Source organism: Achromobacter marplatensis, from assembly GCF_002209535.1.
Taxonomy (GTDB): Bacteria; Pseudomonadota; Gammaproteobacteria; order Burkholderiales; family Burkholderiaceae_B; genus Achromobacter; species Achromobacter marplatensis.
This window is the reverse complement of the sequence record NZ_NJIG01000004.1, coordinates 196,627-209,664: the sequence shown is the minus strand read 5'-3', so window position 1 is coordinate 209,664 and position 13,038 is coordinate 196,627. Positions and strand designations below refer to the sequence as shown.

11 protein-coding genes are annotated in these 13,038 nt (G+C 63.6%); 8 read left to right on the top strand and 3 right to left on the bottom strand.

What is annotated here, in order from left to right; translation table 11 throughout:
- The first annotated feature begins 3 nt into the window (after positions 1-3).
- Positions 4-1,932: a branched-chain amino acid ABC transporter ATP-binding protein/permease gene (locus CEY09_RS11185; RefSeq protein WP_088588678.1), complete on the top strand. Its 1,929-nt coding sequence runs from the start codon at positions 4-6 to the stop codon at positions 1,930-1,932.
- An 18-nt stretch (positions 1,933-1,950) separates the two neighbouring features.
- Entirely contained in the window at positions 1,951-2,673 is a 723-nt protein-coding gene (locus tag CEY09_RS11180; protein ID WP_006224764.1) for an ABC transporter ATP-binding protein, read from the top strand.
- Positions 2,674-3,839: 1,166 nt separating this feature from the next.
- Here the strand turns inward: CEY09_RS11180 and CEY09_RS11175 are convergent.
- The 3 genes from CEY09_RS11175 to CEY09_RS11165 form a co-directional block, all read right to left on the bottom strand.
- Positions 3,840-4,265, bottom strand: a complete 426-nt coding sequence (locus CEY09_RS11175; protein ID WP_006224765.1) for an organic hydroperoxide resistance protein — start codon at positions 4,263-4,265, stop codon at positions 3,840-3,842.
- Between the two features lie 163 nt (positions 4,266-4,428).
- Positions 4,429-4,890, bottom strand: coding sequence for a MarR family winged helix-turn-helix transcriptional regulator (locus tag CEY09_RS11170; RefSeq protein ID WP_088588677.1), 462 nt, complete (start codon positions 4,888-4,890; stop codon positions 4,429-4,431).
- Between the two features lie 66 nt (positions 4,891-4,956).
- Complete coding sequence (locus CEY09_RS11165) at positions 4,957-5,664, bottom strand: Crp/Fnr family transcriptional regulator (RefSeq protein WP_006224767.1); 708 nt, start codon at positions 5,662-5,664, stop codon at positions 4,957-4,959.
- Positions 5,665-5,833: 169 nt separating this feature from the next.
- Here CEY09_RS11165 and CEY09_RS11160 point away from each other — a divergent pair, with 169 nt between their 5' ends.
- The 6 genes from CEY09_RS11160 (at position 5,834) to CEY09_RS11135 (ending at position 13,038) form a co-directional block, all read left to right on the top strand.
- Positions 5,834-7,810 (top strand): AMP-dependent synthetase/ligase, encoded by a 1,977-nt coding sequence (locus CEY09_RS11160; protein WP_006224768.1) that lies wholly within the window; start codon positions 5,834-5,836, stop codon positions 7,808-7,810.
- Positions 7,811-7,815: 5 nt separating this feature from the next.
- Positions 7,816-8,613, top strand: a complete 798-nt coding sequence (locus tag CEY09_RS11155; protein WP_006224769.1) for an ABC transporter ATP-binding protein — start codon at positions 7,816-7,818, stop codon at positions 8,611-8,613.
- 11 nt (positions 8,614-8,624) lie between these two features.
- Positions 8,625-9,554, top strand: a complete 930-nt coding sequence (locus CEY09_RS11150; RefSeq protein WP_006224770.1) for a branched-chain amino acid ABC transporter permease — start codon at positions 8,625-8,627, stop codon at positions 9,552-9,554.
- A gap of 25 nt (positions 9,555-9,579) precedes the next feature.
- Positions 9,580-10,644, top strand: coding sequence for a branched-chain amino acid ABC transporter permease (locus tag CEY09_RS11145; protein ID WP_006224771.1), 1,065 nt, complete (start codon positions 9,580-9,582; stop codon positions 10,642-10,644).
- A 138-nt stretch (positions 10,645-10,782) separates the two neighbouring features.
- The gene (locus tag CEY09_RS11140) at positions 10,783-12,123 is read left to right on the top strand and encodes an ABC transporter substrate-binding protein (protein WP_006224772.1); all 1,341 of its coding nucleotides are present in this window, start codon (positions 10,783-10,785) and stop codon (positions 12,121-12,123) included.
- Between the two features lie 60 nt (positions 12,124-12,183).
- Positions 12,184-13,038, top strand: coding sequence for an ABC transporter ATP-binding protein (locus tag CEY09_RS11135; RefSeq protein WP_088588676.1), 855 nt, complete (start codon positions 12,184-12,186; stop codon positions 13,036-13,038).

The window sequence follows — 13,038 nt, the reverse complement described above, 5'->3', positions numbered from 1 at the left end:
GCGATGAAACCCTTGCACCTGTTGCTATCCATCGTGGCGATCGCATGCCTGGCCGCCGTGCCGCTGGGCGTGACCAACACGTACTACCTGCATCTGATCGAAACGATCATGATCTATTCGATCCTGCTGTTCGGGCTCGATATCGTGGTGGGCTACACCGGGCAGGTATCGCTGGGCCATGCAGGCCTCTTCGGTATCGGCTCGTATGTCGCCGGCGTGCTGTTCTTCCATCTGCAAATGCCCATCTGGGTGATTCTTCCCGCCGCCATTCTGATTGCAGCGGCGTTCGGCGCGGTGCTGGCGCTGCCGGCGTTGCGGGTCACGGGGCCCTACCTGGCCATGGTGACGCTGGCGTTCGGCACCATCATCCAGATCCTGATCAACGAGATGACCTTCATGACCGAAGGCCCCTTGGGCATCAAGATTCCCAAGCCGTCCATCGGCGGCCACATCCTGACCAAGAGCGAGTACTTCTGGCTGGTGGGCGCGCTGCTGGTGATCTCGCTGATCGTCGTGCACCGCATCCTGAAGTCGCACCTGGGCCGCTCCTTCGAGGCCTTGCGCGACAGCCCGATCGCATCCGACTGCATGGGCGTGTCGGTCTACCGGCACAAGGTATTCGCCTTCGTGATCAGCGCCGGTTTCGCCGGTCTGGCGGGCGCGCTGTACTCCTACTCCGAACAGTACATCTCGCCCAACACGTACAACTTCGAACTGACCATCCTGTTCCTGCTGGCCATCATCATGGGCGGCCGCAAGAGCCGCACGGGCGCCCTGCTGGGCGCGTCCATCATCGTGCTGCTGCCCAAGATGCTGGACGACATCGGCACCTTCCGGCTGATCGCACTGGCCGTGGCCATCCTGGTAACGGTGGGCAGCATCGTCGCGGTGTCCAAGGGCCGCGCCGAACCGCGGCGCGTGGTGGTGCCCGTCGTCGGCACCATCGTGCTGGCGGTCTTCTCGTATTGGCTGGACGCCGTGACCGACTGGCGCCTGACCATCTTCGGCGCCATGATCCTGTTCGTCGTGTATTACCTGCCCGACGGCATCGTCGGCTTCGTCCGCAACCTGTTCTTCTCGACCCGCCGCGCGGCGCTGACGGTCAAGTCGGACCTGGTGAAGGAACAAGACGCGGTCCCCGAAGCAGCGGCCGTGGCCGGCAAGGGCGAAACGCTGCTGACGGCCAAGAGCGTGCTGATGCAGTTCGGCGGCCTGAAGGCGTTGAACGAGGTGGACCTGACCATCAAGCGCGGCACCATCCACGGCCTGATCGGCCCTAACGGGTCCGGCAAGAGCACCATGATGAACGTGCTGACCGGCATCTATGTGCCGACCGCCGGCGCGGTGGAGTTCTCGGGCAAGTCGCTGGTTGGCCTGGCGCCCGCGGACATCGCCGCCGCCGGCATCGCGCGCACCTTCCAGAACGTGCAGCTGTTCGGCGAAATGACCGCGCTGGAGAACGTGCTGGTGGGCCTGCACCACACCTTCACCACCGGGCTGGCCGGCATCGCGCTGCGCACGCCGAAGTGGAAGGGCGAAGAGCAAGGCGCCCGGGCCCGCGCGATGGCGCTGCTGGAATTCGTGGGCCTGGAGTCGCTGGCCAGCGAGGAAGCCCGCAACCTGCCGTATGGCAAGCAGCGCCTGCTGGAAATCGCCCGCGCGCTGGCGCTGGACCCGCAGTTGCTGTTGCTGGACGAGCCCGCGGCCGGCCTGACCGCGCCCGACATCGTCGAGCTGCTGGCCATCATCCGCAAGGTGCGCGACCACGGCATCACACTGATCCTCATCGAACACCATATGGATGTGGTGATGGGAGTGTGCGACACGGTGTCGGTGCTGGACTTCGGCCAGAAGATCGCCGAAGGCCTGCCGAACGAAGTGCAAAGCAACGCCAAGGTTATCGAGGCGTATCTGGGCGGCGCGCCCGCCTGACGCCAAGAGGACAACAAGATGCTATCGATCAAGAATCTGGAAGCGGGTTACGGCAAGGTGAAGGTGCTGCACGGCATCAGCATGGAGGTGCCGAAGGCGAAGGTCGTGACGCTGATCGGCTCGAACGGCGCCGGCAAGACGACGACGATGCGTGCGCTGTCCGGCATGATCCGCCCGACTGCGGGCGAGGTCACGCTAAGCGGCAAGCGCATTGACGGCCTGGAATCACACCGCATCGCGCGATTGGGCCTGGCCCATTCGCCGGAGGGGCGTCGGGTGTTCCCGACGCTGTCGGTGACCGACAACCTGCTGTTGGGGGCCTTCCCGCGCCTGACGGGCAGCCGCCCCAAGGGCGACGTGCAGGCCGACCTGGGGCGCGCCATGGACCTGTTCCCGCGGCTGAAGGAACGCCGCGAGCAATTGGCCGGCACGCTGTCGGGGGGTGAGCAGCAGATGCTGGCAATGGCGCGCGCGGTGATGCTGAATCCCGAACTGGTGCTGCTGGACGAACCGTCGATGGGGCTGGCGCCGATCCTGGTTGAGGAAGTGTTCCGGATCATTGCGCGGTTAAAGGACGAGGGAGTGACGATGTTGCTGGTGGAACAGTTCGCGGCCGCGGCGTTGAATGTGGCGGATTATGGGTATGTGCTGGAGAACGGGCGCATTTCTGTTCATGGCAGCGCGGAGAAGCTGCGGGATGATCCGGCGGTGGTTGCTGCTTATCTCGGGGGTGGGCATTAGCAGGGATTTTGTGCGCGGGCGTTTGGGTTCTTAAGGCCGCCCGGCACGTAGGTGGCCTGCGGTGCGCGGGTCAACGATCGCGGTCCGGAGCCTTCGCTCCGGACTGCCCCTTCGTCATCTTCGTTGCGGCCTGCGGCCGCGGCCTTCAGATTCCCTCGGGCTTATCGACTCCCCGCACACCGCAGGCCACCTACGCGCCGGGCTCCATCAGCTGCAATCTCACCGCGGCCGGGGCGAATGGGGTTCTTTGGCTTCGCATCGATCGTGGGGTGTGGTGGAGGGTCTTGCGGGGCCCGCCCCATGCCGGCCGCGCAGGCGGCCTCGTGGGGCTTACGCGAAGTCTTGCGTCGGAGTGATGCCGCTTCGCGTGTGGTGCGTGCGTCTTGCTGTTTTTCGTAGGATGGGTAGAGTGCGTTCGAGTCTAGCTACGAAGACCGCAGCGTGCCGCGCGTAACCCATCATCGACGCAGGACGGACATCGCTTTCATCGGCGCATATCATTCACATCAATCAATGACGGCACGATGGGTTGCGCGCGATGTCTAGCATCGTTCCTGTAACGGATTTGCCGCGCTCCACCCATCCTACTGGTGCGTGCGTCTTGCTGTTTTTCGTAGGATGGGTGGAGTGCGTTCGAGTCTAGCTACGAAGACCGCAGCATGCCGCACGTAACCCATCATCGACGCAGGACGGACATCGCTTTCATCGGCGCATATCATTCACATCAATCAATGACGGCACGATGGGTTGCGCGCGATGTCTAGCATCGTTCCTGTAACGGATTTGCCGCGCTCCACCCATCCTACTGGTGCGTGCGTCTTGCTGTTTTTCGTAGGATGGGTGGAGTGCGTTCGAGTCTAGCTACGAAGACCGCAGCGTGCCGCACGTAACCCATCATCGACGCATGCCGGACATCGCTTTCATCGGCGCATATCATTCACATCAATCAATGACGGCACGATGGGTTGCGCGCGATGTCTAGCATCGTTCCTGTAACGGATTTGCCGCGCTCCACCCATCCTACGGCGACTGCGAGAGACGGGTGGCGCGCAAGCGAGCATCGCCACGACGCCCAGAAGCGCGTATGCCGATTGCGCGCCGCCCGGGCGGCCGCAGTCGGCGGGCGACCTACGAAGCTCACCCACGCGCCCTAAGAGACCCAACGATCAGACAATCGTCAACGTCACGTCAATATTGCCACGCGTCGCATTCGAGTAAGGGCAAACGATATGCGCCGCGGCCACCAGCTTCTCGGCCAACTCGCGCTCCATACCGGGCAGCGAGATCTTCAATTCGACTTCGATGCCGAAGCCCGTGGGGATCGGGCCGATGCCGACGATGCCGTTCACCGACACGTCCGACGGAATGGCGATCTTGTCGCGGCCGCCGACGAACTTCATGGCGCCCAGGAAGCAGGCGGAATAGCCCACGGCAAACAGTTGTTCCGGATTGGTGCCGGCTGCGCCTGCGCCGCCCAGTTCGCGCGGCGTGGTCAGCTTGACGTCGAGGTTGCCGTCATCGCTGACGCCACGGCCTTCGCGGCCGCCGGTTGCGGTGGCATTGGCGCGGTACAGGACTTTTTCGATAGACATGGTGCGTTTCCTTTGTAGGATGAAAGTTGAACTGCCTCGCCGGGCGGGCCCTCCCGCGCTGGCGCTTACCGATGACATGCAAACCTGCTAACTATATTAATAGCACACAACTATATCGTGCGCTATTTATTTAAGCGGATGACGGCGCCCGTCACCCCTCACTTCAAATACTGTCGGCCAGCTTTTCCCGCAGCGCGTGCAGCGTCTTCATCATGCCCTGCGCCTCGTCCAGCGTGCATTGTGCTGCACCGGCGATGGCGTGGGGCACGGTTTGGGCCTGCTCGCGCAGGTCGCGGCCTTGCTTGGTCAGCGACACGATCACCTGGCGCTCGTCGTCCACGGCGCGCTTGCGGCTGACCAGGCCTGCGGCCTCCAGGCGCTTGAGCAACGGCGTGAGCGTCGCGGAATCCAGGAACAGGCGGTCGCCGATATCCGTCACCGTTATCTCGTCGCCCTCCCACAGCACCAGCATCACCAGGTACTGTGGATAGGTCAGGTCCAGCCCGCGCAGCAGCTTGCGGTACACCTTGTTCATCGCCAGCGAGGTCGAGTACAGGGCGAAACACAGTTGGCTGTCCAGCAGCAGCGGGTTGAAAGCGCCTTTGGGTTTGGGTCTGGATTTCATTGCGCAATATTAAATAGCGCGCTATTTAACGTCAAGCGCTTTTTTCAAAAAGAAATCTGCACCCGCTCAGAGCGCCTGTTCGCCCTCGACCGCGCTGCGGTCGGAGCCGTACAGTTTCAGCCCGTCAAGATCCAGCACCCGGACGGCGCCGTACTCCACGTTCAAGAGGCCCGCCTCTTCCAGCTTGCGCAGCGCCTGGTTCGCGCGCTGGCGCGATACCCGGGCCAGATAGCCGACTTCTTCTTGCGTAATGGTCAGGCGCATCCCCATGCCGGGATACAGCAAAGGGTTGAAGAGCTCGGCCAGGCAGCGGGCCACGCGCGCGTCCGGATCCAGCAGACGGTCGTACTCCGCCTTGCCGATGAACTGCGCCACGCGCTCGTTCAGTTGATGGAGCAGATAACGGTTGAACGGGATGCTGGTGTCCAGCAGCCAATCGAAAGTGGGGGCCGGCAAGCGCGCCACCACCGAATCGCGCAGCGCGACGATGTCGTACTTGCGGACTTCGCGCTTGAGCAACGAACCTTCGCCGATCCAGCCGCCGGCGGGCACGCCGGTCAGCGACGCGACCTTGCCTTCCGCATTGCCGACCGACACCTTGACCAATCCGGCCAATACGCCAATCCATGCCTGGGCGAGTTCACCTTTGCGCTCTATGATCGATCCGGCAACGGCTTGCTGCACGGTCAAGTCCCGCTCGACGCGCGTTTGCTGTTCGGCGTTGAGCAAACGGAACCAGGCCGCGGCAAGTTGCAGGGAGTCGGCTAGCTGCATCGGGAATACCCTAAAAGTTCCTTGAATGTCGCGATGGTGACAGTTGGTAGCAACCCAACCTTATACCTTAACTCCTGCCGTAAATCTAAAACCAACTGGTCAAGCCCTTCATCGCCACTGCCGCTCCCGCGGACCCCTGGCGCGATGTGCCCAAACCGGAGGAGACAACGTGGCACATTCATCGCCCGCATCTGCACAGGTGCCGGCGGCGCTGGACACCTTTCCAGCGCTGCTGTTCGCGCATGCCAAAGTTCGTGGGTCGCGGCCCGCGATACGTGAGAAAGATCTGGGGATCTGGCAAACCCTTACGTGGTCCGACGTGGCCGAACATGTCCGGCACGTGGCGAACGGCCTTGCCTCGTTGGGCATCCGGCCCGGCATGCACGTCGCTGTCATCGGTGAAAACCGTCCGCGCCTGTATATGGCGATGATGGCCGCGCAGTCGCTGGGCGCAATCCCCGTTCCGCTCTACCAGGATGCCGTCGCGCAAGAAATGGTCTACGTGCTGCAAGACGCCGAGATCAGCGTGGCCGTCGTGGAAGACCAGGAACAGGTCGACAAGATGCTGGAAGTGCGCGAGCAGTGCCCGGCGTTGAAGCACGTGGTGTTCGACGATCCGCGCGGCCTGCGCCATTACGCGGACCCCATGCTGCTGTCTTATGAGAAGCTGGAGACGCTGGGCCAGGAATACGCCGCCCAGCACGCCGACTACCTGGACCGCGCCATCGCTGCCGTGCAGCCACACGACCCGGCCGCCATGTTCTATACCTCGGGCACCACGGGCAAGCCCAAAGGCGTGGTGCTGACCCACCACGCGTTGATCGACCGCGCACGCGCCGTGTCCGACATGGAGAAGCTGACCGACCAGGAAGACGTGCTGGCCTATCTGCCGCCCGCGTGGATCGGGCAGAACATGTTCTCCTACACGCAGCTGCTGGTCACGGGCTTCACCGTGAACCATCCCGAATCGCCCGACACCGTGTCGATCGACATGCGCGACATCGGCCCCACTTACTACTTCGCGCCGCCGCGCGTGCTGGAAGGCCTGCTGACGCATGTGATGATCCGCATGGAAGACGCGGGTTTCATCAAGCGCAAGCTGTTCGGCGCCTGCATGAACCTGGCGCGCCGCGTGGGCACCAAGATCCTGGACGGCGAATCCGTCAACGCCTGGGACCGCCTGCGCTATGCGCTGGGTAACGTGCTGATCTACGGCCCCTTACGCAACGCGCTGGGCATGAGCCGCGTGCGCGTGGCCTACACCGCGGGCGAGGCCATCGGCCCCGACCTGTTCGTCTTCTACCGCTCCATCGGCATCAACCTGAAGCAGCTGTACGGCTCGACCGAAACGTCCGTGTTCGTCTGCGTGCAGCCCGACGGCCATGTGCGCGACGATACCGTCGGCCCGCCGGTGGCCGGCGTGGAGATCCGGGTGGCGGACAACGGCGAGATCCTCGTCAAGAGTCCGGGCCTCTTCAAGGAGTACTACCGCAATCCGGACGCCACGGCCGAAGCGCGCAGCGCCGACGGGTGGTTCCATACCGGCGACGCCGGCTACCTGGACACCGACGGCCAGTTGAAGATCATCGACCGCGCGAAAGACGTGGGCAAGCTGGCCAACGGCAGCCTGTTTGCGCCCAAGTACATCGAGAACAAGCTCAAGTTCTTCCCGCACATCAAGGAGGCCGTGGCCTTCGGCGCAGATCGCGAAGATGTCTGCGCTTTCATCAACATCGATCTGGAAGCCGTGGGCAACTGGGCCGAACGCCGCGGACTGCCCTACGCCGGCTATACCGACCTGGCGGCCAAGGACGAGGTCTATCAGCTGATCGCGGAATGCGTGGAACAGGTCAATGCCGACCTGGCCACCGACCCGAAGCTCTCGGCCTCGCAGGTCAGCCGCTTCCTGATCCTGCACAAGGAACTGGACCCGGACGACGACGAACTGACCCGCACGCGCAAGGTGCGCCGCGCCTTCATCGCGCAAAAGTACGGCGTGCTGATCGACGCCCTGTTCGGCGGCAAGCAATCGCAGTTCATCGAGACCGAAGTGAAGTTCGAAGACGGACGCTCCGGCAAGATCTCGGCCGACCTGAAGATCCGCCCCGTCAAGACGTTTCCCGCCATCACTGCCAAGGCCGCGTAGAGATCATGAGCAACAACGACCGCGACCAGCGTATCGGCGACGTCATGCTGGACATGCAGAACATCTCCTTGTCCTTTGGCGGCGTCAAAGCGCTGACGGACATTTCCTTCAATGTGCGCGAGCACGAGATCCGCGCCATCATCGGCCCCAACGGCGCGGGCAAGAGTTCGATGCTGAACGTCATCAACGGCGTCTACACGCCGCAGCAAGGCGGCATCGCGTTCCGGGGCGAGCGCTTCTCGAAGATGAACCCGCGCCGCGCCGCCGAAATGGGCATCGCGCGCACGTTCCAGAACCTGGCCTTGTTCAAAGGCATGAGCGTGCTGGACAACATCATGACCGGCCGCAACCTGCGCATGAAGTGCGGGCTGCTGTCGCAAGCCTTCCGGTTGGGGCCAGCCGAGCGCGAAGAGACTCAGCACCGCGAATTCGTCGAGAACATCGTCGACTTCCTCGAGATCCAGGCCTATCGCAAGACGCCCGTCGGCCGCCTGCCCTACGGCCTGCAAAAGCGCGTGGACCTGGGCCGCGCGTTGGCGATGGAGCCGCGCCTCTTGCTGCTGGACGAACCGATGGCCGGCATGAACATCGAGGAAAAGCAGGACATGAGCCGCTTCATCCTGGATGTGAACGACGAATTCGGCACGACCATCGTGCTGATCGAGCACGACATGGGCGTGGTCATGGATATCTCGGACCGCGTGGTGGTGCTGGACTACGGCAAGAAGATCGGCGACGGGCGTCCGGACGAAGTCCGCGCGAATGAAGACGTCATCCGCGCCTACCTCGGCGTCTCGCACTAAGGCGAACAGACATGGGATTTTTTCTAGAGACCTTATTCGGCGGCCTGATGAGCGGCATGATGTATGCGCTGATCGGCCTGGGCTTCGTCCTGATCTTCAAGGCGTCCGGCGTCTTCAACTTCGCGCAGGGCGCGATGGTGCTGGTCGCCGCGCTGTCCATGGCGCGTTTTTCGGAATGGATACCGCGCTGGCTCGGCTTTGACAACATGATCCTGGCCAACGTGCTGGCGTTCATCGTCAGCGCCATGGTGATGTTCCTCTTGGCCGTCGCCATCGAACGCTTCGTGCTGCGCCACCTGGTCAACCAGGAAGCCACGACCCTGTTGATGGCCACGCTGGGCATCAGCTATTTCCTGGACGGCCTGGGCCAGATCACGTTCGGCAGCTCGGTGTATTCCATCAACGTGGGTATGCCCAAGGATCCGATGATGATCCTGGACACCGTCTTCGAAGGCGGGCTGCTCATCAACCTGGAAGACCTGACGGCCGCCGTGATTGCCGCCCTGCTGGTGGCCGTGCTGGCGCTGTTCTTCCAATACACCTCGACCGGCCGCGCGCTGCGCGCCGTGGCCGACGACCACCAGGCCGCGCAATCCATCGGCATCCCGCTGAACCGCATCTGGGTGATCGTGTGGTGCGTGGCGGGCCTGGTCGCGCTGGTGGCCGGCATCATCTGGGGATCGAAGTTCGGCGTGCAGTTCACGCTGTCCACCGCGGCGCTGCGCGCGTTGCCGGTGGTGATCCTGGGCGGCCTGACCTCGGTGCCGGGCGCCATTCTGGGCGGCCTGATCATCGGCGTGGGGGAAAAGCTGTCCGAGGTCTACCTGGGATCGCTCGTGGGCGGCGGTATCGAAATCTGGTTCGCCTATGTGCTGGCGCTGGTGTTCCTGCTGTTCCGTCCGCAAGGGCTGTTCGGCGAGAAGATCATCGACCGCGTGTAACCACCAGGCCCTCTAGGATAAAAACATGTTCTATCGCGAAAACGGCCAATTCAAGACCAGCTACCGGGCCGACCAGCAGATCTTCCCGATCCGCCAGGACCGCATCTTCATCTGGCTGCTGCTGGCCGTGGCGTTCATCGCCGTGCCGGCGCTGTCGTCCGACTACCTGCTGCGCGCCATCCTGATCCCGTTCCTGATCCTGTCGCTGGCCGCCGTGGGCTTGAACATCCTGGTCGGGTACTGCGGCCAGATCTCGCTGGGCACCGGCGCCTTCATGGCGGTGGGCGCCTATGCGGCCTGGAACTTCGGCGTGCGCTTTCCCGGCATGCCGCTGGTCATCCAGATCCTGCTGGGCGGTTGCTTCGCCACGATCGTGGGCGTGATCTTCGGCATCCCCAGCCTGCGCATCCGGGGCCTGTACCTGGCTGTGGCCACGCTGGCCGCGCAGTTCTTCGTGGACTGGGCGTTCCTGCGCATCCCGTTCTTCACCAACTACTCGTCGTCGGGCAACGTGTCGGTGCCGCCGCTGACGGCCTTCGGCCTGCCCGTGCAGAGCGCGCTGGAGAAGTACCTGTTCGTGCTGATCCTGGTGGTGATCTTCAGCCTGCTGGCCAAGAACCTGGTGCGCGGCGCCATCGGCCGCCAGTGGATGGCGATCCGCGACATGGACGTGGCGGCATCGGTCATCGGCATCCGGCCCATGTACGCCAAGCTCACTGCGTTCGCCGTCAGTTCGTTCATCGTCGGCGTAGCCGGCGCCTTGTGGGGCTACATCCACCTGGGTTCGTGGGAGCCGCTGGCGTTCGACCTGACGCGTTCGTTCCAGCTGCTGTTCATGGTGATCATCGGCGGGCTGGGTTCGATCATCGGCAGCTTCTTCGGCGCGGCCTTCATCGTGCTGGTGCCGGTGGCGCTGTCGAACATCCCGCACGCGCTCGGCATCCCGCTGTCGGTCGACACCGCCGCGCACATCGAACACATGGTGTTCGGCGCGCTGATCGTGTTCTTCCTGATCGCCGAACCGCACGGGCTGGCGCGCTTGTGGAGCATTGGCAAAGAGAAGCTGCGCATCTGGCCGTTCCCGCATTGACCGTATTCTGATTTCGCATTGATTTCTGCGGACCGCGGCGGCAAAAGTGCCGTGGCCCACATCCTGAATACCCGGCTCAAGACCGGGCCAATCCCGGTGTCCCAGGGTTTACTGCCCCAAACACCACGCAGGAGGTAAATGGAGATGAAGCGTCTTAACCTGAAGTTGGCGGCAGCCCTGGTGGCCGCAGCCGGCGCCGTCGGCGCCGTGGCCACGCCGGCAATGGCGGCCGAAGAGCAGTTCGTTCCGTTGCTGGTGTATCGCACCGGGTCGTTCGCGCCGCTGGGCATACCCTGGGCAGACGGCAAGCTGGACTACCTGAAGCTGGTCAACGAGCGCGATGGCGGCGTCAACGGCGTCAAGATCACGTACGAAGAATGCGAGACCGCCTACGCCACCGACCGCGGCGTGGAATGCTATGAGCGCCTGAAGGGCAAGGGCACGGGGGCTTCGGGCTTCGACACCCAGTCCACCGGCATCACGTTTGCGGTCAGCGACAAGGCCATGGTCGACAAGGTGCCCGTCGAAACGATGGGCTACGGCCTGTCGCAGTCGGTGGACGGCAGCGTCTTCGAGTGGAACTTCCCGCTCCTGGGCACGTACTGGACCGCGGCCGACGTGATGATCCAGGACATCGCCAAGAAAGAAGGCGGCATGGACAAGCTCAAGGGCAAGAAGATCGCCCTGGTCTACCACGACTCGCCCTACGGCAAGGAACCGATCCCGCTGCTGCAGAAACGCGCCGCCAAGGAAGGCTTCGAGCTGGTGCTGTATCCGGTGACGGCGCCGGGTGTGGAACAGAAGTCCACGTGGCTGCAGATCCGCCAGGCGCGTCCGGCCTATGTGCTGCTGTGGAGCGCGGGCATCATGACGCCGACCGCCATCCGCGAAGCGCAGGCCAGCGGCTACCCCCGCGACAAGATGTACGCGATCTGGTGGGCCGGCTCTGAAGGCGACGTGAAGGACCTTGGCGACGTCGCCAAGGGCTACAACGCCATCACCGTGCACAACAGCGGCGCCGAGCACGACAAGGTCTATGACGACCTGAAGAAGTTCGTCTACGACAAGGGCCAGGGCTCGGACAAGACGGCCAAGAACACGCTGGGCACCATCGCCCACACGCGCGGCATGATGATTTCGATGCTGCAGGTGGAAGCGATCCGCACGGCGCAAGAGAAGTTCGGCAAAGGCAAGGCATTGACGCCCGACCAGGTGCGTTGGGGCTTCGAGAACCTGAACCTGACGCAAGAGAAGCTGGACAAGCTGGGCTTTGGCCAGATCATGCGCCCGGTCAAGACCTCGTGCAGCAACCACAAGGGCGACGACTGGGCCCGCATCGTGCAGTGGGACGGCGCCAAGTTCAAGGTCGCCTCCGACTGGTATCAGGCCGACAAGACCATTCTGGACCCGATGGTCAAGGAAGCCGCGGCCAAGTACGCCAAGGAAAAGAACATCACGCCCCGCACTTGCGAGAACTGATGTGAACCGGCGGCGGGCGCCTTTGCCGGCGCCCGCCGCCACCACGCCGCAGGAATCGTCATGACCGCTGCAACAACTGCTGCATCCATCGCCCCCTCCCCCGCCGAAGCGCCCAACGTGCTGCTCGACGTGAACGGGATCGAGGTGATCTACAACCACGTGATCCTGGTGCTCAAGGGCGTGTCCCTGCAGGTGCCCGAAGGCAGGATCGTGGCGTTGCTGGGCGCCAACGGCGCGGGCAAGACCACGACCTTGCGCGCCATCTCGAACCTGCTCAAGGGCGAGCGCGGCGACGTCACCAAGGGCCATATCCAATACCGCGGCCAGCGCATCGAACGGCTGTCGCCGGCCGAACTGGTCAAGCGCGGCGTCGTGCAGGTGATGGAGGGTCGGCATTGCTTTGCCCACCTGACCATCGAAGAGAACCTGTTGACCGGCGCCTACACCCGCAGCATGAGCCGCGGCGACACCGCGGCCGCGCTGGAACGCGTGTACCAATACTTCCCGCGCCTGAAGCAGCGCCGCGGGAGCCAGTCCGGCTATACGTCGGGCGGCGAACAGCAGATGACCGCTATCGGCCGCGCGCTGATGGCCAACCCCAACATGATCCTGCTGGACGAGCCGTCCATGGGCCTGGCCCCGCAGATCGTGGAAGAGATTTTCGAGATCGTGCGCGATCTGAACCAGCGCGAACGCGTGAGCTTCCTGTTGGCCGAACAGAACACCAACATCGCGCTGCGCTACGCCGACTACGGCTACATCCTGGAAAACGGGCGCGTGATGATGGACGGCGCCGCGCTGGACCTGGCCCAGAACGAGGACGTCAAAGAGTTCTACCTGGGCATTTCCAGCGGCGAAAGAAAGAGTTTCCGCGACAACAAGTTCTACCGCCGCCGCAAACGCTGGCTGGCCTGA

Bases quoted from the DNA above. Each gene is read 5' to 3' on its own strand.
- CEY09_RS11165 (WP_006224767.1), bottom strand. From the start codon at position 5,664: ATGCAGCTAGCCGACTCCCTGCAACTTGCCGCGGCCTGGTTCCGTTTG.
- CEY09_RS11185 (WP_088588678.1), top strand. From the start codon at position 4: ATGAAACCCTTGCACCTGTTGCTATCCATCGTGGCGATCGCATGCCTG.
- CEY09_RS11180 (WP_006224764.1), top strand. From the start codon at position 1,951: ATGCTATCGATCAAGAATCTGGAAGCGGGTTACGGCAAGGTGAAGGTG.
- CEY09_RS11135 (WP_088588676.1), top strand. From the start codon at position 12,184: ATGACCGCTGCAACAACTGCTGCATCCATCGCCCCCTCCCCCGCCGAA.
- CEY09_RS11150 (WP_006224770.1), top strand. From the start codon at position 8,625: ATGGGATTTTTTCTAGAGACCTTATTCGGCGGCCTGATGAGCGGCATG.
- CEY09_RS11155 (WP_006224769.1), top strand. From the start codon at position 7,816: ATGAGCAACAACGACCGCGACCAGCGTATCGGCGACGTCATGCTGGAC.
- CEY09_RS11170 (WP_088588677.1), bottom strand. From the start codon at position 4,890: ATGAAATCCAGACCCAAACCCAAAGGCGCTTTCAACCCGCTGCTGCTG.
- CEY09_RS11140 (WP_006224772.1), top strand. From the start codon at position 10,783: ATGGAGATGAAGCGTCTTAACCTGAAGTTGGCGGCAGCCCTGGTGGCC.
- CEY09_RS11145 (WP_006224771.1), top strand. From the start codon at position 9,580: ATGTTCTATCGCGAAAACGGCCAATTCAAGACCAGCTACCGGGCCGAC.
- CEY09_RS11175 (WP_006224765.1), bottom strand. From the start codon at position 4,265: ATGTCTATCGAAAAAGTCCTGTACCGCGCCAATGCCACCGCAACCGGC.